Raw genomic sequence first — 20,925 nt, forward strand, 5'->3', positions numbered from 1 at the left:
CGGCGCCCGTCAGGACCCGAGGGTCGCGACCAGGACGGCCTTGATGGTGTGCAGGCGGTTCTCCGCCTGGTCGAAGACGACGGAGTGCTCCGACTCGAACAGCTCGTCGGTGCACTCCAGCTCCGCCATGCCGGTCTCCTCGAACAGCTGCCGCCCCACCACCGTGCCGAGGTCGTGGAAGGCGGGCAGGCAGTGCAGGAACTTCACCGCCGGGTTGCCGGTGGCCCGCACCGTCGCCATCGACACCTGGTACGGCTTGAGCAGCGCGACCCGCTCGGCCCAGACCTCCTTGGGCTCGCCCATCGAGACCCAGACGTCGGTGTAGAGGAAGTCGGCGCCGGCCACGCCCTCGGCGACGTCCTCGGTGAGGGTGAGCCGGGCACCGGTGCTCTCGGCGAGCGTCCGGGCGGCCTTCTGCACGTCCTCCGCCGGCCAGAGCGAACGCGGCGCGACGATCCGGACGTCCATGCCGAGCAGCGCACCGGTGACCAGCAGCGAGTTGCCCATGTTCGAGCGGGCGTCACCGAGGTAGGCCAGCGTCACCTCGGCGAGCGGCTTGGTGGTGTGCTCGGTGACCGTCAGCACGTCGGCGAGCAGCTGGGTGGGGTGCCACTCGTCGGTGAGGCCGTTCCAGACCGGCACCCCGGCGTGGGCGGCCAGTTCCTCGACCACCGCCTGGCCGTGCCCGCGGTACTCGATGCCGTCGAACATCCGGCCGAGCACCCGGGCGGTGTCCTTGATCGACTCCTTGTGGCCGATCTGGGAGCCGCTCGGGTCCAGGTAGGTGGTGGTGGCGCCCTGGTCGTGGGCGGCGACCTCGAAGGCACAACGGGTCCGGGTCGAGGTCTTCTCGAAGATCAGCGCGATGTTCCGGCCCCGCAGCCTGGGCTGCTCGATGCCCGCGTACTTCGCCGCCTTGAGCTGGGCGGCGAGGTCCACCAGGAAGCGGAACTCCTGGGGCGTGAAATCGAGCTCCTTGAGGAAGTGCCGGTTCCGGAGGTTGAACGCCATGCCAGGCTCCTGGGGTGACGGGTCGGGCGGAAAGCAGCAACTCTATACGATGCTCGGAATTTCTATTCAATGGTCGGGGGTTCCGGACCGGAGGGGCCGCAGCCGCGCGACCGGGCACTCCGACCCACCATTGAACGGCTGAGCAGGCCGGATCGGCGCCCGCACACGCCACCCGCGGCACCCGCCGTGCACGGGAGGCACTCCCGGCACCGACGAACCTTCCCGCGCCCGACACCGGCTGTTCGGTGTTCCGTGGGCTCGGAGCAGGGGTACGCACCGCCGCGCGGGAGCCGACGGCGGGGGCCGTGCAACCGGGCTGTAACCGGGGCTACAACCGGGGGTCGACCGGCTCCGCCTCCAGCGCCAGAACCGCGAACACCGGCTCGTGCACCCGCCAGAGCGGCTCGCCACCGGCCAGCCGGTCCAACGCCTCCAGACCGAGCGCGTACTCGCGCAGCGCCAGCAAGCGCTTCAGTCCGAGCGCCCCGCCGCGCTGCCGCTCCGGCTGCCCGGGGGACTCCGGGCCGTGGAGCAGCCGCAGGTACTCCCGGCCGCGGACCTTCACCGCCGGCTGCACCAGCCCGCCCGGCCGGCCCTCCCCCGCCGCGCCCCGCACCGGCGACGCCGGCGGTCCGACCACCATGCCCGGCGCACCGCCCGCCCCGGTCAGCTCCTCCCACCACGCCACCGCCGCGGCCGTCGACGCCTCGTCCCCGGTGTCCACCGCCAGCCGGGCGGTCGGGTACAGGACGGGGCCGGCCGCACCGCCGACCCGGTCCACCGGACCTGCCCCGGTTCCCGCCGCCGGTCCGGCCCCGACCGTGGATCCGGCGGCGCGGTCCGCCTCGACCAGGCGGTCGATCCAGGCCAGCTGCTCCTCGCGCGGACGGGTCGCCAGGTTCGCGCCCTCGGCGGCCAGTACCCGGAACGGCGCCAGCCGGACACCCGGCGCCCCCTGCGCAGCGCGCGCGTACCGGCGGTGCGCCGCGGTGTACGCCCGCACGTCCGCCGCCCCGCGACGCCGGCGGTCGGCCAGCGCGCCGACGTCCAACCCGCGGTCCGCCGCCCGCTCCAGCGCGGCGAGCACCGACGGCAGCGCCGCACCCGCCGCCGCGCCGACCGCCGCCCGGCCGCGGTGCGGCGAAGGCCCGTCGTCCGTCGCCGGCCGGGCCGCCAGGCTCGCGTCCAGCAGCAGCCAGCCGGTGCCCAGCTCCTCGAAGAGCCCCGCCCGCTCCGCCGCCGCCCGCACCCGGCCGAGCACCGCGGCGCACTCCTCGCCGCCGAGTAGCGCCCCGCCCGTCCGCGACCAGACCGCCCCCGGACCGGCCGGACCGAACCGCCGCGCCAGCGCCGCGTCGTCCCGGGAGACCAGCACCACCGCGCGGGAGCCCGGGTGCCACTCCTCGCACAGGACGTGCCGGACCCCGTCCGCGCGGTACCCGGCGAAGACCTCGTCCGGGTGCTCCCGGTACCCCGGGCGGTGCGCGGCCGGTCCCGGCGGCACCGCGGGCGGCAGGTGGACCAGCAGCCGGGGGTCGACCGCCGACCGGCTCATCGTCTCCAGCGCCGCCGCCGCGCTCTCCTCCCGGACGGCGACCGGACCGAGCAGCGCCGTCTCCACCACCCGGCGGCCCGCCACGTCGGCCAGGTCCAGCGGACGGCCCTCCCGCCCGCCCGGCGCGGCGCTGAGCAGCGGCCGGCCCGGCGCGTACCACTGCCGCTCGGCCCCGACGGTGACCAGCTCGCGCTCCGGGTAGCGCAGCGCGGTCAGTTCCCCGCCGAAGACGCAGCCGGTGTCCAGGCAGACCGTGTTGTGCAGGAAGCTCGCCACCGGCAGCGGCGTGTGCCCGTAGACCACCATCGCCCGCCCCCGGTACTCCTCCGCCCACGGGTGACGCACCGGCAGGCCGTACTCGTCGGTCTCACCGGTCGTCTCCCCGTACAGCGCGTGCGAGCGGACCCGGCCGGAGGAGCGGCCGTGGTAGCGCTCCGGCAGGCCCGCGTGGCAGACCACCAGGGCGCCGCCGTCCAGCAGGTAGTGGTCGGTCAGGCCGCGGATGAACTCCCGGACCTCGCCGCGGAACCCCTCCGGCTCGGACTCCAGCTGTTCGAGGGACTCGCGCAGGCCGTGCGAGGGGTTGACCCGCTCGCCGTCCAGCGCCCGCGCGAGCTTCTGCTCGTGGTTGCCCGACACGCAGAGCGCGTGCCCGGCCGCCACCATGCCCATCACCAGCCGCAGCACGCCCGGCGTGTCCGGGCCGCGGTCGACCAGGTCGCCGACGAAGACCGCCGTCCGGCCGACCGGCGGCACCGCGTCCACCGGTCGGCCCGCCCCGTCGCGGACGATCCGGTAGCCGAGACGGGAGAGCAGCGACTCCAGCTCGGCACGGCAGCCGTGGACGTCGCCGACCAGGTCGAACGGGCCGGTCCGGTCACGCAGGTCGGAGCGCCGCTTCGCCCGCACCACCTCGGCGGCCGCGACCTCGTCCGCGCCACGCAGCACGTGCACCCGGCGGAACCCCTCCTTCGCCAGACCGGCCAGGGACGCCTTCAACTCGCGGTGCTGGCGCGGGATCACGTACGCGGGCAGCTCGCGGTCCTCGCGGAGCCGGGTGCGCTCGGCGCAGACGCCCGGCGGCACGTCCAGCACGATCGCCACCGGCCGGACGTCGTGCTCGCGGGCGATCGCGACCAGCCGCTTGCGGGCCTCCGCCTGGACGTTGGTGGCGTCCACCACCGTCAGCCGACCGGCGGCGAGGCGCTTGCCGACGATGTAGTGCAGGACGTCGAACGCGTCGGCGGAGGCGGACTGGTCGTTCTCGTCGTCGGCCACCAGCGCGCGGCAGGTGTCGGAGGAGACCACCTCGGTGGGACGGAAGTGGCGGCGGGCGAAGGTGGACTTTCCCGCACCGCTGGTGCCGATCAGCACGACGAGGGAGGCCTCGGTCACCGTCACGGTCGTGCCCGTTGCCGTGCCCGTGGGGGTGCCCGTCGCGGTGCCCGTTGTCGTTGTCGTTGCCGTTGCCTTTGATGCGGGAGCGGGGGGCGGAGGGCCGGGGTTCGTCTCGCCGTCGGTCATCGGGGCTCGCCTCCACCGGGGGTCGGGGTACCGCGTCCGAAGAGGGCCGGCCCGGCCGGGGCCGCCACCGTGACGGTGTAGCCGTGCTCGGCCGCCACCCGTTCCGCCCAGGTGCGGAGGCCGGGACCGCCGGCCGGCGCGGTGACGACGACCGCCGCCGGACGCACCGCCCCGAACACCGCGTGCTCCAGGGCCGGCCGCCGGGCCGGATCCGCCTGCAGGACCGTACGGGCGTCGAGCACCACCGCGTCGAAGCCCTTCAGCCGGGCGTCCGCGTACATCAGCGCGCCCTGCACCAGTCTGACCCGGGTCGTCCGCCGGGTGGCCGCCCACTCCGGCAGAGGCTCCGACGTGCGCTCCAGACCGAGGCGGTGCGCGGCCTCGGCCAGCACCCGCAGCGAGGTGTCCACGCCCAGCAGCTCGGTGAACCGGCCCGCCGCCAGCAGCAGGGCGATCAGTCCGCCCCGGCCGCAGCCGAGAACCACCACCCGGGCGGCCCGGACCTCGCGCAGCGCGGCCAGGACCGCCGCCCCGGCCGTCTCGGCCGCCCCGGCACCGGCGGCGGCGGCGTGCTCGGCATGACCGAGGCCGTCGGTGCTTCCGGCGGGGGCGGTGCCGGCGGTGGAGCCGGTGGGGTCGGTGGGGCCGGTGGAGCCGGCGAGGTCGGGGGCCGGTCCGCGGCGGGTCAGGCTACGGAGGATCAGCTCGCGTTCGGGGTGCGCGGCCGACCAGCCCTCATCGGCGGCGAGCAGCTTCTCGACCCCCTCCGGCAGCACCCGGTGCTCCGTGCCGCCGTCCAGCACGGGCAGCAGCACGGCCAGTTGCCAGAGCGCGTCGGCCGGGCGGACGGCCGAGGCCTCCAGTACGAGCCGGACGTACGGCGACTCGCCCCACTCGGGGAACTCCTCGTCCAGCGCGATCGCCACCGCCTCGACCCGCCAGCCCAGCGGCTCGAACAGACGCCGCGCCAGGGCCGCACCGCCGACCCCGCCCGTACCGCCGTCGGCGTCACCGCCGCCGTCCGCACGGACGGCGGGCAGCTCGATCCGCAGCGGAAGGGCGCACCCGTCCGCACCGGGGCCCTCCATCGCCGACCGGAACACGGCCCGCAGTACTGCCGCGAACCGTGAGGACACGGCGTAGCGGAGGTCGTCGGCGCCCCGGGCGTCCGTGACGTCCGGCGCGGCGGTGCGCTCGCCTCCCCGCGCCTTGCGGGCCGGCGCCGCCGCATCGCCCTCCAGCAGCAGAACGGCCGTACAGCGATCGTCCTCCGCCTCCGGGAAGAAGACGTGCGCCTCGCCGTACGCGGTCGCGACCCGCTGGACCGCCTCCGACGGCCGGTGCAGCAGGCGCGCCAGGTCGGTGGCCTGGCTTCCGGCGGTGCCGGTGGTGGAGATCGACATGAACACCCGTCCGAGTATCGCCCAGCTCCAGGCCGTCGGACAGCCGGTTTCCGCCGGGCGCCGGAGCCTCCGCCGTACTGTCCGGCCGGTGAGCGTGTTCGGCACCGGGGGCCCGCATTCGTTAACGTGCACGATGTGACTGCAGATTCCACCACCTCCGTGAGCGGCGCCGTTGCCGCCGGTCTGGCCACCGTCGCCGCCGACGGCACCATCCTCGACACCTGGTACCCGGCCCCCGCGCTGGCCGAGCGGCCCGGCCCGGCCGGGACCGTCCTCCTGACCGCCGAACAGGCCGAGGCCGAGCTGGGCGCCGGCGCCGCCGAGGCGCTGCGGGCCGACGCGCGCCGCGGCGTCGACGTGGTCGCCGTGCGCACCACCATCGCCTCGCTGGACGAGAAGCCGATCGACGCGCACGACGCCTACCTGCGCCTGCACCTGCTCAGCCACCGCCTGGTGCGGCCGCACGGCCAGAACCTCGACGGCATCTTCGGGCTGCTCGCCAACGTGGCGTGGACCAGCATCGGCCCGGTGCCGGTGGAGAAGGTCGAGCAGGCCCGGCTGGCCGTGCGCGCCCAGGGCGGCCAGCTCGCCGTGTACGGGATCGACAAGTTCCCGCGGATGACCGACTACGTCGCGCCGTCCGGCGTGCGCATCGCCCACGCGGACCGTGTCCGGCTCGGCGCGCACCTGGCCGTCGGCACCACCGTGATGCACGAGGGCTTCGTCAACTTCAACGCCGGCACGCTGGGCACCTCCATGGTCGAGGGCCGGATCAGCGCGGGCGTCGTGGTCGGCGACCACAGCGACATCGGCGGCGGCGCCTCGATCATGGGCACCCTGTCGGGCGGCGGCAAGCAGGTCGTCTCGGTCGGTGAGCGCTGCCTGCTCGGCGCCAACGCGGGCATCGGCATCTCGCTCGGCAGCGACTGCGTCGTCGAGGCCGGCCTCTACGTCACCGCCGGCACCCGGGTGACCACCCCGGACGGCACCGTGGCCAAGGCCGTCGAGCTGTCCGGGCAGGACAACCTGCTCTTCCGCCGCAACTCCCAGACCGGCGCGGTCGAGGTCATCGCCCGTTCCGGCTCCTGGGGCGGCCTCAACGCCGACCTCCACGCCCACAACTGACACCCGGGGCTCCGGTCCCGTCCCCCTTGCGTGGGTGCGGCCCGCTTCCGTGAATGCGGGCCGCACCCGCTGGGGGTGTTCGAAGGGCCCCCGTGCCGCTGCTGCGGCGCCGGGGCCCTTCGCCTGTGTGCCGGTGCTCCGCTCGGTACGTGCTCCACTGCACGGGCGGCGGTCGCCCGGACTTAGCCCAGGTGGCAGCGCCGCGGCAAGCCGAGGTCACCCGGGAGGCTGACCTCCACCGCCGGTTGGACCGCATCGGGTGGTCGTCGGTGACCCCCGCTTCAGGGAGTTCGTTGGTTGCAGCGGCGGAAGCGTGTCAGGCCACCGCCAACAGCGTCACACCGCACCACCGATCCGAAGAGGTCCCCTCATGTCCGAGCCCTGGTCCGAGCCCTGGTCCGAGGCGTCCGCCGCCCCGCCGCAGCACCCCGCCGACGACGGGCCGGCGGTGCCCGCCATCCCGAAGAGCCTGTTGGAGCAGATGCAGGAACTGCTCGCCTCGGTCACCGCGGACCTCGCCGACCTGCAGTCCGCCGGCGCTCGCGCCACCGCACCCGCCGGAGCCCCCGAGAGCGGCGAGTCGGCCGCCACCCGCTGACCCGGCGCCCTGACCGATCCGTCCGCCGCTCCCGCCGCCCTGCCCGGCGGGTCGAGCCGGAGCACCAGTAACCGCTCCCCCCGCCCGGCCGCGGGCGCGGGGAGCCCCGGGCCGCTCCCCTCCCGCGCACCCTCCTCTTCCGCTCCCCACCCCGCCGCGCTCTCGTCCTCGTCGGGCGGCCCGCCCTCACCCGTCATCCTCCCGACGGCCCGCAGCAGTCGGCCGACGAGATCGGTGCACTCCGCCCCGGCGTCGACCCCGTCGATGCACGTCCAGTAGAGGCTCTCGGTGTCGGCTCCGCAGGCCAGCACCACCAGCGTCTCCCCGACGTCCCGCAGCAGCCCGCCGAGTTCACCCAGGGCCGGGCCCGGCTCGCCGAGTTCGGTGAGCCGCCCCGCCCTGCCGCCGAGGCCGAAGGCCGACATCGCCGACGCGTCGCCCGTCGACTGGTCCAGGCAGCCTGCCGCATGGGCCGCCGACTCGGCCAACTGCTGGCCGAGTCCGGCGAGTTCACCGTCCTCCGACTCGGAGAACCGGGCGCCCACCGCCTCGGTGAGCAGCGCCGCCTGCCGTGCCTCGGCCAGCACGTCCGGGACGTTCCTGGTCTCCGCCAGGGCGTGCCGGGCCGTCTTGATCAGTCGCAGCGCCTCCATGTGCGGCCACCCTTCCGTCGCTCGCGGGCGCCCTGCCCGCGGTCACGGCGAAAGCGTGCGCCGAAACGGGAGGATCCGCGCTCGACGGCCGGAAAGCTGTGGACAACCCGGGGGCTGTGGAGAACTTTCGTCCCTCACACGGGCGAGGAACCGCTCTCGGGGTTGACGTCACCGCCCTTTTCGGCCGCTCCGGGTGCCGGGAAGCGCAGCTCGTTCCGCTCGATCTTGGCCGCCAGCGCCGTCAGCGGGTCGACCCCGACGGCGGTGCAGAACTGGAGGAGGTAGGCGAGCACGTCGGCCACCTCGTCCCGCACCCGGTGCGCGCGGTCCGGGTCGGTCATCACCGCCGACGCCTGCTCGGGTGTGAGCCACTGGAAGATCTCCAGCAGCTCACCGGCCTCCACGGTCAGCGCCGACGCCAGGTTCTTGGGGGTGTGGAAGGGCTCCCAGCGGCGCGCCGCGGCGAACTCCGCCAACCGCTGCCGCAGCCCCTCCAGGGTCGGGGCCGCGGACTCCGTCTCTCGTTCGTTCATCCGCCCAGGTCTACCGCACTGCCACCCGGTGCACCTGCGGCGGGCACCCCGGATCCGCCCGCCCTCGGCCCGGCCGCCGCCGATCCGCCCGCCCCGGACACCGCCGCCCCGGCGGAGGACGCCCCCGGGAAGACCGCCGCAGGGACGGGCCCCGCGCCCCGCGCGCCCTGGGCCGGCACCCGGGCCGTCTCGGCGCGCAGCACGGTGTGCCCGGAGTCCGGGTCCCGCCGGCACTCCACCAGCGCGGCCCCGGGCGGCAGTTCGCCGGGGCCGCCGAGCGCCTCCCGGGCGGCGGCCGGCTCCTGGAGGGTGGCGAGCACCCGCAGCTGGTTGCGCCCGGACATGTCCCGGGCGAGCCGCAGCAGCGAGGCGGTCTGCTCGGTGCCGAGACCGGCGCCGAGGTCCTCGGCGAGCACGGTGAGCTGCCGGTGCGCCCACGGCACCTCGGCGGCCGCGTCGAGGTCGAGCACCCCGGCGCCGGTGAGCAGCACGGCGGAGAAGGCGAGGTGGCGGAGCATGCCGTCGGAGGCCTGGTCGGCGCCGGTGCGGCCGAGGACGCCTTCGTCGAAGACGGCGAGCACCCGCTGGTCCGCGCCGGTGCCGCGGTGGGCGAGGTCGAGGCCGAGCAGCGGGTGCGGCGCGGCGGTCTGGACGACGCGCAGCAGCTGGCCGTAGCGGCGGCCGCACTCGTTGCTGAGCCGGGCGATGACGGCGGAGATGTTGGCGGCGGTGCTGAGCAGCCGGGCGTGCGGGTCGGGGCGGGCCCAGCCGCGCATCAGGGCGGGCACGGGGCGGACGGGGAAGACCTCGCGGAGCGCGGTGAGGAGTTGTTCGGCCGCGGCCAGGACCTTCCGCTCACCGGGTGAGGATCCGGCGACGCGCAGCGGGATCTGGGCGGTGATCAGGGCGCCGCTGGGGAAGGGCGCGCGGATGTCGCCCTGCCGGGTGTCGTTGTGCCAGCTGACGTTGATCCGCCGGTTCCGGAGGTCCTGTTCGCCGGTCTCGACGAGGGTCCGGCCGTCGAGGGTGAGCTGTTCCCGGGCGATCCGGACGGGTCCGTCGGTGCGGACGACGATCTCCAGGCCGATGGGGCCGGCGGCGGAGCGGACGGTGCAGCCGAGGATGACGGCGTTGCGGCCGTGCGGGACGCAGCCGTCCAGGCCGCCGCGGACGGGGGCGGCGAGCGGGCCGGTGGCGCCGGGCAGGCCGTCGAGGGAGTCGGCGATCTCCTCGCCGAGGGCGAGCCGGGAGAGTACGGCGAGGGCGTCGAGCGCGTTGGACTTGCCGACGCCGGCGGGCCCGTACAGGACGGTGAGGGGCGCGAGTGGCAGGACCGCGCGCCGGTAGGACTTGAACGAGGTGAGCCGGACCTCCTCGACGGTCGGCCGCCGGACGTCCGGCGGGCCGGGCTCCGGGGTGCGCTGCTGGGGGTGGGCCGGCACGGCGGGCCGGGTGGCGTCGCGGTTCACCCGTCGGACGTTAGCCGCCGGTCGGGCGGCAGAAACGTGCCTGCCCTGCAGATTCATCCCATCGGGGTCGCACCGCGGGCCCGGCACCGGCGGTTCCGGTCCCCGGCCCGTCCTGCGGCGCCACCGCCCCCGGACGTCAGGCCGGGCGCCGTCCCCGGGGCGGCGCGTCCCGAGCGCCGGGCCCGGACGTCGGCACCGGCCGGGATCTCAGCGCCGGTAGGCGGCGACGGTGACGGAGGCGGTCACCTCGACGGGGTCGGGCAGCGCGGCGAGCCGCTCCGCCAGCAGCCCCGGGTCGGTGTGCCAGGCACTCGGGCCCATGCCCACCACGGTCCGCACGTCCCCGGCCGAGAGCCGCAGCGTGAACTCGACCTCGCGCTGCCCGGCGGGCGTCAGATAGGGCCCGAGCTTCTCGTCGATCCGGCGCTGCTTCTCCTCGTCGACCGAGAGCAGGCCGAGTGCGGCGACGAGTTCGCGCAGGTGGCGCGGGGTGGGCGAGACCAGCAGCAGGGTTCCGCCGGGGCGCAGCACGCGGCGGATCTCGGGACCGTTGCGCGGTGCGAAGACGTTGAGCACCAGCCCGGCGGAGGCGTCCAGCAGCGGCAGCGGCCGCCAGGCGTCGCAGACCACGGCGCCGATCCGGGGGTGGGCCTTGGCGGCGCGGCGCAGCGCGTACTTGGAGATGTCGAGGGCGGCGCCGGGCCGGCCGGGCAGGGCGTCGAGGACGTGGGCGAGGTAGTGGCCGGTGCCGGCGCCGAGGTCGGCGACGAGTCCTTCGGGGGCGGCGGCGGTGGCGGCGGCGGCGAGGGCGTCGGCGATCGGCCGGTAGTGGCCGGCGGCGAGGAAGTCGCTGCGCGCGGCGACCATGTCGGCGGTGTCGCCGGTGCCGGTGTGGGCGTCGCCGGCGAGCAGGCTGACGTAGCCCTGTTTGGCGAGGTCGTGGCTGTGCCCGCCGGGGCAGCGCAGTGTGCGCCCGTCGAGGGTGAGCGCCTGCGCGCAGTGCGGGCAGGCCAGGTAGGGCTCGATGTCCTGCAGCAAGGGTCCGTCTTCTCTCGCCATCCGGTCGCGTGGTCCGGCCGGAGGGGCCAGCCTAACGACCGGCGCCGCCCGGGCCCGCATCCGCCGGACCGGCCGTCCGGGGGCCGTCCGCCCCGGGACCGGTCCGGGCGTCGAGCGACCCCGGGCCGACGGCCCCCGGCCCGGCTCCGCTGCCGGCTCCGCTGCCGACTCCGACTCCGGATCCGGCCGGTCGCTGCGCCGGGACGGTTCGCGGACCCGCGCCGCCGACCCGTAGGGCGAGCGCGGCCAGCGCCTCGGGCGCGCCGGCCTGGCCCCGGATGCCGGGGAAGGCGTTGACGTCGACGACGACCGGTTCGGCGGGGCCGTCCAGCAGGTCGACGCCGTACACGTCGAGGCCGAACACCTCGCCGACCCGGAGCGCGAGCAGGGCACGGTCGGCGGGCAGCTCGGCGGGGCCGAACGCGCCTCCGCCGTGGGGGAGTTCAAGGGTGTCCGGGTCGGCGAGCTCGGAGCGCCGGCGGGCGCAGAACACCTGTCCGGCGACGACCCACAGCTTCTGGTCCCAGCCGGTGCTCGCCAGGTAGGGCTGGACGACGACGGGTTCGCCGGGCCACTGCTCGGCGAGGGCGTGCAGCCGGGCCACGTCGTCGACCCGGGCCACGAGGTCGTGGCGGCGGCTGTGGCGGCTCTTGACGACGAAGGGGAAGCCGGGGACCGGCGCGGCGGGTCCGGTCCCCGCCGCCGGTTCGCCCGGCCGGTCGAGCAGCGCGATCAGCTCGGCCGGGTCGGCGGCGGTGCGGGTGGCCGCGAACGGCAGACCGGCCCGGATCGCGAGGTCGGCCATGGCGGTGCGGTCCTGGCAGAGCTCGGTGGCGGCGGCCGGGTTGACGACGGGTGCGCCGCGCTCCTCCAGGTGGTGGGCGAGTGCCAGGCCCTGCGGGGTGTGGGCCTTGAGCAGGTAGACGTCGGCGAGCGGGCCGGGGCCGAGCCGTTCGGCCGGTGCGCCGGGGCCGGCGGCGGGGTCGAGGCTCTCGACCCGGTGGCCGGCGGCGGTCAGCAGTGCGGCGGTGGCGGCGAGCAGCGGGTGGTCCGGGGCGGAGGTGAGCAGGCAGATCCTCATATCGCGCCGCCGACGCCCGCCGCGCCGACGCCCGCGCCCACGGCGCCGCCGCCCTGGACGGGCAGCCGCACCGGCTCCGGTCCGCCGCCGACCGTCACCCCGGGCTCGGCCGCCAGCGGCCCGCCGACCAGGCCCGCCGCGGCCAGGTCCGCCGTCCCCAGGGCCGCCGGCGCGGTGACGGCCGTACCGGTCCTGGCCAACCGCAGCACGGCCCGCGCGACCCGCGCGACCGCGTCGGGCACCTGCCGGAAGCTGGGGAAGTCGTTGATGTCGACGACCACCGGCCCGTCCGGCCCGAGCAGCACGTCGACCCCGTAGAGGTCGAGCCCGAACACCTCCCCGACCTGCCCCGCGATCCGCGCGACCTCGGCGGCGAGCGGCACCTGCCGCTCCCGCACCCCCTGGTCGGGGTTGAGCGGGGAGCGGCGCTCGGTGGCGTACAGCTCGCCGTCGACGCAGTACACCTTGAGGTCCGTGCCGGAGTTGGGCACGTAGGGCTGGGCGATCAGCAGGCCCTCGCCGGCCAGCAGGGGGCCGAGTTCGGCGAGGTGGCCGGGGTCGCGGACGAACCGCACGGCCCGCCCGGAGCTGCCGTCGGCGGGCTTGACGACCAGCGGGTACTCGGCGGCCGGGATCTCGGCGAGCCGTTCCCAGCGGGCGGCCGCGTAGGTGACGGGGACGGGCAGGCCCCGGGTGCGGGCGATCACCGATGCGAGGGCCTTGTCGCGGACGCCGCGGATGGAGCGGGCGTCGTTGACGGTGGTGAGGCCGACGGCGGCGGCCGCCTCCAGCAGGGTGAGGCCGGGGCCGCCGGAGACGGTTTTGAGCACCCAGGCGTCATGGCTCCCGGCCCGGACCGCCTCGGAGACGGCCATCAGCGAGTCGCCGGGGCGCAGCACGTCCACCCGGTGCCCCCACCCGGTGAGTTGGCGCACGACGTCGAGCGGCATGCCGTCGTGCCGGTAGTGCTCCTCCACCAGAAAGCAGAGCTTCATGAGCCTGTCCATCCCCCTCGCTTCACCCAGCGCGGACGTCCGCCGTTCCCGTCCGGCAGAGCTGTAAAGGCCCCAGGATGCCACGCGGCCCGCACGCAAGATCGCCCGGCCTGTAAGCGTTCGGCAACAATCGCGCCGAAATGCCCGGGCCGGGCCGCGGCAGGCGGCTCCCGGGCCTTTCCCCCGAAGGGCCGGACGCATGCGCACCGACTGCCGGGGCGGCTGCTCCGGCCCCGCAAATACCGTGGCAGGAACGCGGCAGCCCTGCTTGGATGCACGGCGTGACTTCTGCTGATCATGACTCCGCCGCCCCCGCCCCGCGCGCCCTCCTCGACGAGATCGAGCGCTACTACGACTCCGTCCCGCGCGCCGCCGCCCGCGTCGAGGACTTCGGGCCGCTCAGCCTCTTCGTCCGCGAGGGCGCGGGCTGGCCGTACTACGCCCGGCCCGCGCTGGGCCACGACGGCCCGGCCGCCACCGCGGGGGACGTCCGCCGGGTGCTGGAGCGCCAGCGCGAGCTGGGGCTCCCGGAGGCCTTCGAGTGGGTGGCCGAGCACGACCCGCAGCTGCGCGCGGCGGTGGAGGAGGCCGGGCTGGTGGTGCACGAGCACCCGCTGCTGGTGCTGGGTCCGGAGGACGGGCCCGGCGCGGACGGCGGAGCGGACGGCGCTCCCTCCGACGGGGCCGCCGACGGGACGGCCGACGGGACGGCCGACGGGACGGCCGACGCCGTGTCGGTCCGGGTGCTGGCCGCCGACGATCCGGCGCTGGCGGCCGCGGTGGCCGTCCCGCACCTGGCGTTCGGCGAGCCCGGCACCGGCCTGGGGAGCGCCGGCCCGAAGGAACTGGCGGCACTGGCACTGGAGTTGGCGGCCGACGGCACGGCGGCACGGACCGCGGGACGGATCGCCTCGGGGCACACCGCGGTCGCTGCCGCCTTCCAGGACGGGACGCCGCTCTGCGCGGGCCAGCACAACCCGGTGGGCACGGTCACCGAGGTGGCCGGCGTCGGAACCCTCCCGACGGCGCGCCGGCGCGGCCTCGGTCTCGCGGTCACCACAGCGCTGGTCGCGCACGCGCGGGCCACCGGCGTGCGGACGGTCTTCCTGTCCGCCGCCGACGAGGACGTGGCCCGGATCTACCGCCGGGCGGGCTTCCGCCCCTTCGCCACCGCGCTGATCGCCGAGCCCGCCCGGCCGGAGGCGGCCGCCACCGGCGCTTCCGGTGCCGAGACGGCCGCCTCCGCCGAGGACGGGGCCGCGGAGAACGGCGCCGCGGGGAGCGGAGCCGGGGAGAACGGCGCCGCCGAGAACGGGGCCCCCGCCGTGTGACCCCGGGACCACGTGCGCCCCCGGGACCCCTCAGTCCGAGTCCTCGTCCTCCTCACCGCTGACGCCCTCACCCTCGGCCTCGTCCACCACCCACGCGGCCAGCCGGTCCGCCACCCCGGAGACGCTCAGCCGCCCCTCGCGGATGGCCCGGGCGAGGCTGCGCACCTCGCGGGCGGTGGTCGCGACCGTGCAGCCGCTGGCCACCAGGTAGGCGTAGGCGACGGCGGTGGCGAACAGTTCGTTGGTCTTCTCCAGGGCCGGCACCCGGATCAGCTGGTGCATCAGGGCGGCGGCCCGGTCCTGCGGTTCGGGGTAGACGGCGATGTCGAAGATCTCGGCCTGGTGCCGGGAGACCGCCGCGAGCAGCGATCCGTAGTCGGTGACCTGCGGGTCACCGGGCGTGTACTGCTCGGCGGTCATGAGCAGCCACGAGAGGTCGACCTCCAGGTTCAACGGCGCACGTCCTGGAGGTCGGCCCCGCCGCGCTGCTCGCCGAACTCGGCCAGGAAGGCCGTCTCGTACTCCTTCATGAACTGCGCGGCCGCGTCGACGAAGACCCGCCCGGCCTCGCCCATGTCCTGCTGGACCAGGCGTTCGATGTACTGGTTCATGCTGATCCCCTGCTGTTCCGCCCGTTCCCGGGCCATCTCCGCGGTGGTGGCGTCCACCCGGACGTTCAGCTGTTTCTTACCCATGAACCTCAAGCTAGCGCCGAAGTGCTAGCGCAACAAGGGCGCGCGCACGCACTCCGCACGCGGGCGGCGACGCGCGGGCGCCCACGGAGAGTGAGACTTGAAGAGTTCTTCACCTTCGGAGAACCTGAAGTGCCCTGAGCATTCCCTGGAGCGGCACCGACCGGTGTGGAGGCCGGCAATGACAGCCATGTTCGACCAGGAGCTGCGCGAGCAGCTCACCCAGGCCCGCAAGGAACTCGCGGCCGCCCGGGCCGAGGGGGACGCCGACGGCGTCCAGGCGTACGAAGGCCGGATCGCCGGGCTGATCCGGCTCGCCGCCCAGCACGGCATCACCCTGCCGCACGGCGTCGAGGAGGAGGAGCAGAACCTGCGCTGAGCCCCCGCCGCGCGCCCGGCGGCCCGGACGACCCCCAGGACGGACGACGGAGGCGGTGCCCGGAAGACCCGGGCACCGCCTCCGTCACGTTCGCGCGCGCCGTCCGGCCCGCGCAGGACGCCTACGCGTCCCCGGCCGGCTCCAGGATCGCCACGCACTCGAAGTGGTGCGTCATCGGGAACAGGTCGAAGGCCCGCAGCGAGACCGGCCGGTAGCCGCCCTCGCGGAAGAACGCCAGGTCCCGGGCGAGTGCCGCCGGGTCGCAGGCCACGTACGCGATCCGGCGGGCACCGAGCCCGGCCAGGTGCGCGACGGTCTCCCGCCCGGCGCCCGCGCGCGGCGGGTCGAGGACGATCAGGTCGGTGGCGGTGATGCCGGTGCGCGGCAGCAGCGTCTCCACCCGGTCGCACTCGATCCGGACGTTGTCCAGCGCCGCCAGGTTGTGCCGGGCGTCGGCCACCGCCTGCTTGGCGGACTCGATGCCGAGCACCGCGCCGTCCTCGCCGACCCGGTCGGCCAGCGCACCGGCGAACAGGCCCACGCCGCAGTACAGGTCGAGCGCGTTCTCGCCCCACTGCGGGTCCAGGCCGTCCAGCACCGCGTCGACCAGGGTCTCCGGGGCCTCCGGGTGGATCTGCCAGAAGCCGCCGTTGCTGACCCGCCAGGTCCGCCCGGCCGCGCGCTCGCGGACGAAGTTGCGGCCGTGCACCCGGTGGGGGTCGCCCTGCTCGTCCACCCTGGTGATCGAGACCGGCTGGTCCAGCTCCACCAGCGGCAGCTGGGCGCCCGGCGCCGGGGTGAGCACCACCTGACGGTCGGAGGACCCGGACGCGGCGATCGCCTCGACCGAGACGACGCCCGGCCAGTCGCGGGACTCGATGCCCAGTTCGGTGACGCCCGCAGACGCGATCAGGCAGCGGTCGACCGGCTGGATGTCGTGCGAGCGGTGCTTGCGCAGTCCGACCTTGCCGGTGGCCGGGTCGACGGCGTACTGCACCCGGGTGCGCCAGGCGGGCACCTCGCCGGCCGGCAGCTTGCCGCCGACCGGTTCGACGCTGCCGTCCCAGCCCGCCTCGGCCGGGGTCAGGCCGGCCAGCTTGGCCAGCTGCTCGGTGAGCACCTGCACCTTGAGCTTGCGCTGCCCGCCGGGGGTCACGTGCTGCCAGTCGCAGCCGCCGCACTTGCCGGGCCCCGCGAACGGGCACGGCGGGGCGATCCGGTCCTTGGCCGGCTCCAGCACCTCGACCGCGTCGGCCCGCAGGAACCGGGACTTGGTGGTCCCGTCGGTGACCTGGACGATCACCCTCTCACCCGGCAGCGTGTGCCGGACGAACAGCACCCGGCCCTCGTGCCGGGCCACGCAGTGCCCGCCGCCGTGCGCCACCGGGCCGACCTCGACCTCGTAGCGCTCGCCGACCAGCGGGTCGCCGCCGGGGCCCCTGGGCGCGGCCTCGGCCCGCGGCGCGCGGGTCGTGGAGCGCAGCGCGCGCGGCGGCCGCACCGCCTGCTTGCGCGGGCGCGCACCACCCTTCGGCTGCTCCGCCCGTGCCTCCCGGCGCTCGGACTTCTCCGACCGCTCGGCACGCTCGGCACGCTCCGGGCGCTCGGACCTCTCCGGCCGCTCCGGGGCGCGCTCCTCCGGCGCGAGCGGCGCCGTCTGCGCGGTGAAGCCCTCGCGGTCGGTGGCCGCCGGCCGGGACGGCTTGCCCCAGCGCGGCCGGGCGACCTGGCCGGGCTTGCCGGCGCCGCCCTTGCGGGAGCCCTTGCCGGAGGCACCGGACCGGGAACCACCAGACGAGCCGGACGAACGGGACGGGGTGTTGCGGGTCACTGGGAGGAGTCCTTGCTGCTGTCAGCGGGGGCGGCGGTCGTGCCGTCGGGCTTTGCGGAGACCTCCGACTTTACGGCCTTCGGCGCCCTCGGCTCACCTCGGCGGACGGCACCCGGCGCCGACCAGGCCTTCTGCGGCTTGCGCCGCTCGGACGACTCCAGCTGCCACGGCACCGAGGTCACCATCACCCCGGGCTTGAACAGCAGCCGGCCCTTGAGCCGCAGCGCGCTCTGGTTGTGCAGCAGGTGCTCGTACCAGTGGCCGACCACGTACTCGGGGATGTAGACCGAGACCACGTCGCGCGGGCTGCTGCGGCGCAGGTTCTTCACGTAGTCCAGCACCGGGCCGGTGATCTCGCGGAACGGCGAGTCCAGCACCTTGAGCGGCACCTCGATGCCCCGCTCGTCCCACTCCTCGCGCAGCGCCGCGGTGTCCGCCGGGTCGACGTTGACGGTCACCGCCTCCAGCGTGTGCGCGCGGGCCAGGCGCGCGTAGGCCAGGGCCCGCAGCGCCGGCTTGTGCAGCTTGGAGACCAGGACGATGGCGTGCACCCGGGTGGGCAGCACCACGTCGTCCGGCTCCTCGGCGGCGACCAGCTCCGCGGAGACCCGGTCGTAGTGCCGGCGGATCGCCTTCATCATCACGAACAGCACCACCATCGCGGCGATCGCGATCCAGGCGTGGCTGATCTTGGTGGCGAGCACCACGATGAGCACGGCCATGGTCATCACCAGGCCGAAGGTGTTGATCGCCCGGCTGCGCTGCATGTGCCGGCGCTTGGCCTGGTCGGTCTCGGTGCGCAGCAGCCTGGTCCAGTGCCGGATCATGCCGGACTGGCTCATGTTGAAGGACACGAAGACGCCGACGATGTACAGCTGGATCAGCCGGGTCGGGTCCGCGTCGAAGGCGATGATGAACAGGATCGCGGCCAGCGCCAGCAGGATGATGCCGTTGGAGAAGGCCAGCCGGTCGCCGCGGGTGTGCAGCTGGCGCGGCAGGTAGCGGTCCTGGGCGAGGATCGAGCCGAGCACCGGGAACCCGTTGAAGGCGGTGTTGGCGGCCAGCACCAGGATCAGGCCGGTGACGGCGGCGACGAAGTAGAAGCCGGGCGTGAAGTTCGAGAAGACGGCCTCGCTGATCTGCGCCAGCGCGGTCTTCTGGTGGTAGTCGCCCGGGGCCCCGCCCAGCTGGTGCTCGGGCTCCTCGGCCATCTGGACGCCGGTGAGCCGGGCCAGCCAGATGATGCCCATGAACATCACGACGGCGATGGACGCCATCATCAGCAGGGTGGTCGCCGCGTTCTTGCTCTTCGGCTTGCGGAACGCGGGCACGCCGTTGGAGATCGCCTCCACGCCGGTGAGCGCGGCACAGCCCGAGGAGAACGCCTTCAGCAGCAGGAACACCATCGCGAACCCGGCCAGCGACTCGTTCCCGGCGGTCGGCTGCAGGTGGAAGCCCGCACTCTCGGCGGGCATGTCCTGGCCCAGGCCGAAGTGCCGGACCACGCCGTACACCACCATGCCGAGCACGCCCACCATGAAGGCGTACGTCGGGACGGCGAAGGCCGAGCCGGACTCCCGGACGCCGCGCAGGTTCATGCCCATCAGCACGATCACCACGACGACGGACAGGGTCAGCTCGTGGCCGCGCAGCGCGGGCACCGCCGAGACCACGTTGGCCACGCCGGAGGTGGTGGAGACCGCCACGGTCAGGATGTAGTCGACCATCAGCGCACTGGCGACCACCAGGCCCGAGTTGGGGCCGTGGTTCACGGTGGCGACCTCGTAGTCGCCGCCACCGCTCGGGTACGCGTGCACGTTCTGCCGGTACGAGGCCACCACGGCGAGCATCACGATGGCGACGACGACGCCGATCTGCCACGAGAAGTGGATGGCCGAGGCACCCGCCAGGGAGAGGGTCAGCAGGATCTCCTCGGGCGCGTACGCGACCGAGGAGAGCGCGTCCGAGGCGAAGACGGGCAGCGCGATGCGCTTGGGGAGCAGCGTCTCCCCGAGCTTGTCGCTGCGCAACGCACGCCCGATCAGGATGCGTTTCGGTAGGTCAGTCGGCATAGGCACGTTAAGGAATCGTAGGGGTAGTCGGCCGCCGGGTCCGACGGACATCCCCCCCTTCGTCGCGACTGTGTTCGGTGGACCGGCTAGCGTGTCGGATACGAGCAGGCGGGCAACACTCAGGTTGTCGTACCGAGCCACACGAGGACGCCCACCCCGGACACCGGGGCGGGGAAACGGAGAAGAGCGGTGTTTGCGCAGGTCAAGGCCCCAACGGGACGGGTGAGGTAGCGCCGGTGCACATCGTCATCATGGGCTGCGGCCGGGTGGGCTCCGCCCTCGCCCGAGCGCTGGAGAAACAGGGCCACTCGGTCGCCGTGGTGGACCAGGACCCGACGGCCTTCCGCCGGCTGGGTGCCGGGTTCAACGGCCGCCGGGTGACCGGCGTCGGCTTCGACCAGGACACCCTGCGTGAGGCCGGCATCGAGGAGGCGGGCGCCTTCGCCGCCGTCTCCAGCGGTGACAACTCCAACATCATCGCCGCGCGGGTGGCCCGGGAGAACTTCGGCGTCGAGAACGTCGCGGCCCGGATCTACGACCCGCGGCGCGCCGAGGTCTACCAGCGCCTGGGCATCCCCACCGTGGCCACCGTCCGCTGGACGGCCGACCAGATGCTGCGCCGGCTGCTGCCGAGCGGCGCCGAGCCGCTCTGGCAGGACCCGAGCGGCGCCGTCCAGCTCGCCGAGGTCGCCTACAACCCGGAGTGGGTCGGCCACCGGCTGAGCGCGCTGGAGGAGGCCTCCGGCTCCCGGGTGTCGTTCGTCACCCGGCTCGGCGAGGGCGTCCTGCCCACGTCCCAGATGGTCGTGCAGGAAGGCGACCTGGTGCACGTGATGCTGCGCCGGGCCGACCTGACGGCGGTCGAGGCCGCGTTCGCGCAGGGCCCGGAGAAGGAGGGTCACTGATGCGAGTCGCCATTGCCGGAGCCGGCGCCGTCGGCCGTTCGATCGCGGGCGAGCTGCTGGAGAACGGCCACGAGGTCCTGCTGATCGACAAGAACCCGAACTCCATCTCGGTGGAGCGGGTGCCCATGGCGGAGTGGCTGCTGGCCGACGCCTGCGAGATCACCTCCCTGGACGAGGCCGCCCTGCAGCGCTGCCACGTCGTGATCGCCGCGACCGGTGACGACAAGGTCAACCTGGTCGTGTCGCTCCTCGCGAAGACCGAGTACGGCGTGCCGCGCGTGGTCGCCCGGGTGAACAACCCCAAGAACGAGTGGCTCTTCAACGAGTCCTGGGGCGTGGACGTCGCCGTCTCCACCCCGCGCCTGATGTCCGCCCTGGTCGAGGAGGCGGTGAGCGTCGGCGACCTGGTCCGGCTGATGCGCTTCAGCCAGGGCAACGCCAACCTGGTCGAGCTGACCCTCGCCGCCGACACCGAGCTGGTCGGCACCCGGGTCGGCGACGTGCCGTGGCCGCCGGACACCGCGCTCGTGACGATCATCCGCGAGGGCCGGGTCCTGGTCCCCCGCAAGGACGACACCCTGGAGGGCGGCGACGAGCTGCTCTTCGTCGCGGCCCAGGAGCGCGAGGAGGAGCTGGAGAACCTGCTCTCCGCCACCTCCGGCGCCCAGTAGCACCCGCGGACGACGCCGAGGGGCCCGTACTCGTTGCG

The 20,925-nt window shown here is 75.0% G+C and carries 18 protein-coding genes; 5 read left to right on the plus strand and 13 right to left on the minus strand.

Annotation, left to right across the window (positions count from 1 at the left end):
• Positions 1–9: 9 nt before the first annotated feature.
• The 3 genes from argF to AC067J_RS03700 form a co-directional block, all read right to left on the minus strand.
• Positions 10–1,011, minus strand: a complete 1,002-nt coding sequence (gene argF / locus AC067J_RS03690) for an ornithine carbamoyltransferase (RefSeq protein ID WP_478296319.1) — start codon at positions 1,009–1,011, stop codon at positions 10–12.
• Between the two features lie 328 nt (positions 1,012–1,339).
• A complete protein-coding gene (locus tag AC067J_RS03695) occupies positions 1,340–4,090 on the minus strand; it encodes a polynucleotide kinase-phosphatase (RefSeq protein WP_478296320.1) in 2,751 nt (916 codons plus the stop codon).
• A complete protein-coding gene (locus AC067J_RS03700) occupies positions 4,087–5,493 on the minus strand; it encodes a 3' terminal RNA ribose 2'-O-methyltransferase Hen1 (protein WP_478296321.1) in 1,407 nt (468 codons plus the stop codon). Before AC067J_RS03700 ends, AC067J_RS03695 begins: the two co-directional genes overlap by 4 nt.
• A gap of 135 nt (positions 5,494–5,628) precedes the next feature.
• Between AC067J_RS03700 and dapD the strand changes: the two genes are divergently transcribed.
• A complete protein-coding gene (dapD, locus tag AC067J_RS03705; protein WP_478296322.1) occupies positions 5,629–6,618 on the plus strand; it encodes a 2,3,4,5-tetrahydropyridine-2,6-dicarboxylate N-succinyltransferase in 990 nt (329 codons plus the stop codon).
• Positions 6,619–6,954: 336 nt separating this feature from the next.
• Here the strand turns inward: dapD and AC067J_RS03710 are convergent, their stop codons facing one another.
• The 6 genes from AC067J_RS03710 to AC067J_RS03735 all read right to left on the minus strand — a co-directional run bounded on the left by AC067J_RS03710 (position 6,955) and on the right by AC067J_RS03735 (position 13,006).
• Positions 6,955–7,869, minus strand: a complete 915-nt coding sequence (locus AC067J_RS03710) for a DUF6099 family protein (RefSeq protein ID WP_478296323.1) — start codon at positions 7,867–7,869, stop codon at positions 6,955–6,957.
• A 134-nt stretch (positions 7,870–8,003) separates the two neighbouring features.
• Positions 8,004–8,402 carry a nucleotide pyrophosphohydrolase gene (locus AC067J_RS03715; RefSeq protein ID WP_478296324.1) on the minus strand — a complete coding sequence of 133 codons (399 nt, stop codon included), beginning with the start codon at positions 8,400–8,402 and terminating at the stop codon, positions 8,004–8,006.
• A complete protein-coding gene (locus AC067J_RS03720; protein ID WP_478296325.1) occupies positions 8,399–9,871 on the minus strand; it encodes an AAA family ATPase in 1,473 nt (490 codons plus the stop codon). The genes AC067J_RS03715 and AC067J_RS03720 overlap by 4 nt, the downstream gene beginning before the upstream one ends.
• Positions 9,872–10,078: 207 nt before the next feature.
• Entirely contained in the window at positions 10,079–10,909 is an 831-nt protein-coding gene (locus AC067J_RS03725; protein WP_478296326.1) for a putative RNA methyltransferase, read from the minus strand.
• 52 nt (positions 10,910–10,961) lie between these two features.
• The gene (locus tag AC067J_RS03730; RefSeq protein WP_478296327.1) at positions 10,962–12,011 is read right to left on the minus strand and encodes an ATP-grasp domain-containing protein; all 1,050 of its coding nucleotides are present in this window, start codon (positions 12,009–12,011) and stop codon (positions 10,962–10,964) included.
• Entirely contained in the window at positions 12,008–13,006 is a 999-nt protein-coding gene (locus AC067J_RS03735; protein WP_478296328.1) for an ATP-grasp domain-containing protein, read from the minus strand. Before AC067J_RS03735 ends, AC067J_RS03730 begins: the two co-directional genes overlap by 4 nt.
• A gap of 281 nt (positions 13,007–13,287) precedes the next feature.
• On the opposite strand from AC067J_RS03735, the gene AC067J_RS03740 reads away from it, so the two are divergent.
• A complete protein-coding gene (locus AC067J_RS03740) occupies positions 13,288–14,337 on the plus strand; it encodes a GNAT family N-acetyltransferase (protein WP_478296329.1) in 1,050 nt (349 codons plus the stop codon).
• A 30-nt stretch (positions 14,338–14,367) separates the two neighbouring features.
• Here AC067J_RS03740 and AC067J_RS03745 read toward each other — a convergent pair whose 3' ends face one another.
• Entirely contained in the window at positions 14,368–14,790 is a 423-nt protein-coding gene (locus tag AC067J_RS03745; RefSeq protein WP_478296330.1) for a fic family toxin-antitoxin system, toxin component, read from the minus strand.
• A complete protein-coding gene (locus tag AC067J_RS03750) occupies positions 14,787–15,032 on the minus strand; it encodes a toxin-antitoxin system HicB family antitoxin (RefSeq protein ID WP_344332776.1) in 246 nt (81 codons plus the stop codon). The genes AC067J_RS03745 and AC067J_RS03750 overlap by 4 nt, the downstream gene beginning before the upstream one ends.
• Before the next feature lie 178 nt (positions 15,033–15,210).
• On the opposite strand from AC067J_RS03750, the gene AC067J_RS03755 reads away from it, so the two are divergent.
• Positions 15,211–15,408, plus strand: a complete 198-nt coding sequence (locus AC067J_RS03755) for a hypothetical protein (RefSeq protein WP_478296331.1) — start codon at positions 15,211–15,213, stop codon at positions 15,406–15,408.
• Positions 15,409–15,529: 121 nt separating this feature from the next.
• Here AC067J_RS03755 and AC067J_RS03760 read toward each other — a convergent pair whose 3' ends face one another.
• Together AC067J_RS03760 and AC067J_RS03765 are read right to left on the minus strand one after the other, a co-directional pair.
• Positions 15,530–16,828 carry a class I SAM-dependent RNA methyltransferase gene (locus AC067J_RS03760; RefSeq protein ID WP_478296366.1) on the minus strand — a complete coding sequence of 433 codons (1,299 nt, stop codon included), beginning with the start codon at positions 16,826–16,828 and terminating at the stop codon, positions 15,530–15,532.
• A gap of 407 nt (positions 16,829–17,235) precedes the next feature.
• Positions 17,236–19,311 carry an APC family permease gene (locus tag AC067J_RS03765; RefSeq protein WP_478296367.1) on the minus strand — a complete coding sequence of 692 codons (2,076 nt, stop codon included), beginning with the start codon at positions 19,309–19,311 and terminating at the stop codon, positions 17,236–17,238.
• A gap of 236 nt (positions 19,312–19,547) precedes the next feature.
• On the opposite strand from AC067J_RS03765, the gene AC067J_RS03770 reads away from it, so the two are divergent.
• Positions 19,548–20,216, plus strand: coding sequence for a potassium channel family protein (locus AC067J_RS03770; RefSeq protein WP_478296332.1), 669 nt, complete (start codon positions 19,548–19,550; stop codon positions 20,214–20,216).
• Positions 20,216–20,887, plus strand: a complete 672-nt coding sequence (locus AC067J_RS03775) for a potassium channel family protein (protein ID WP_327676965.1) — start codon at positions 20,216–20,218, stop codon at positions 20,885–20,887. Before AC067J_RS03770 ends, AC067J_RS03775 begins: the two co-directional genes overlap by 1 nt.
• Positions 20,888–20,925: the final 38 nt, after the last annotated feature.

This window comes from Kitasatospora sp. NPDC042419 (genome assembly GCF_056437345.1).

Bases quoted from the DNA above. Each gene is read 5' to 3' on its own strand.
- AC067J_RS03775 (WP_327676965.1), top strand. From the start codon at position 20,216: ATGCGAGTCGCCATTGCCGGAGCCGGCGCCGTCGGCCGTTCGATCGCG.
- AC067J_RS03765 (WP_478296367.1), bottom strand. From the start codon at position 19,311: ATGCCGACTGACCTACCGAAACGCATCCTGATCGGGCGTGCGTTGCGC.
- AC067J_RS03710 (WP_478296323.1), bottom strand. From the start codon at position 7,869: ATGGAGGCGCTGCGACTGATCAAGACGGCCCGGCACGCCCTGGCGGAG.
- AC067J_RS03700 (WP_478296321.1), bottom strand. From the start codon at position 5,493: ATGTCGATCTCCACCACCGGCACCGCCGGAAGCCAGGCCACCGACCTG.
- AC067J_RS03715 (WP_478296324.1), bottom strand. From the start codon at position 8,402: ATGAACGAACGAGAGACGGAGTCCGCGGCCCCGACCCTGGAGGGGCTG.
- AC067J_RS03730 (WP_478296327.1), bottom strand. From the start codon at position 12,011: ATGAGGATCTGCCTGCTCACCTCCGCCCCGGACCACCCGCTGCTCGCC.
- AC067J_RS03735 (WP_478296328.1), bottom strand. From the start codon at position 13,006: ATGAAGCTCTGCTTTCTGGTGGAGGAGCACTACCGGCACGACGGCATG.
- AC067J_RS03755 (WP_478296331.1), top strand. From the start codon at position 15,211: ATGACAGCCATGTTCGACCAGGAGCTGCGCGAGCAGCTCACCCAGGCC.
- AC067J_RS03750 (WP_344332776.1), bottom strand. From the start codon at position 15,032: ATGGGTAAGAAACAGCTGAACGTCCGGGTGGACGCCACCACCGCGGAG.
- AC067J_RS03695 (WP_478296320.1), bottom strand. From the start codon at position 4,090: ATGACCGACGGCGAGACGAACCCCGGCCCTCCGCCCCCCGCTCCCGCA.
- argF (WP_478296319.1), bottom strand. From the start codon at position 1,011: ATGGCGTTCAACCTCCGGAACCGGCACTTCCTCAAGGAGCTCGATTTC.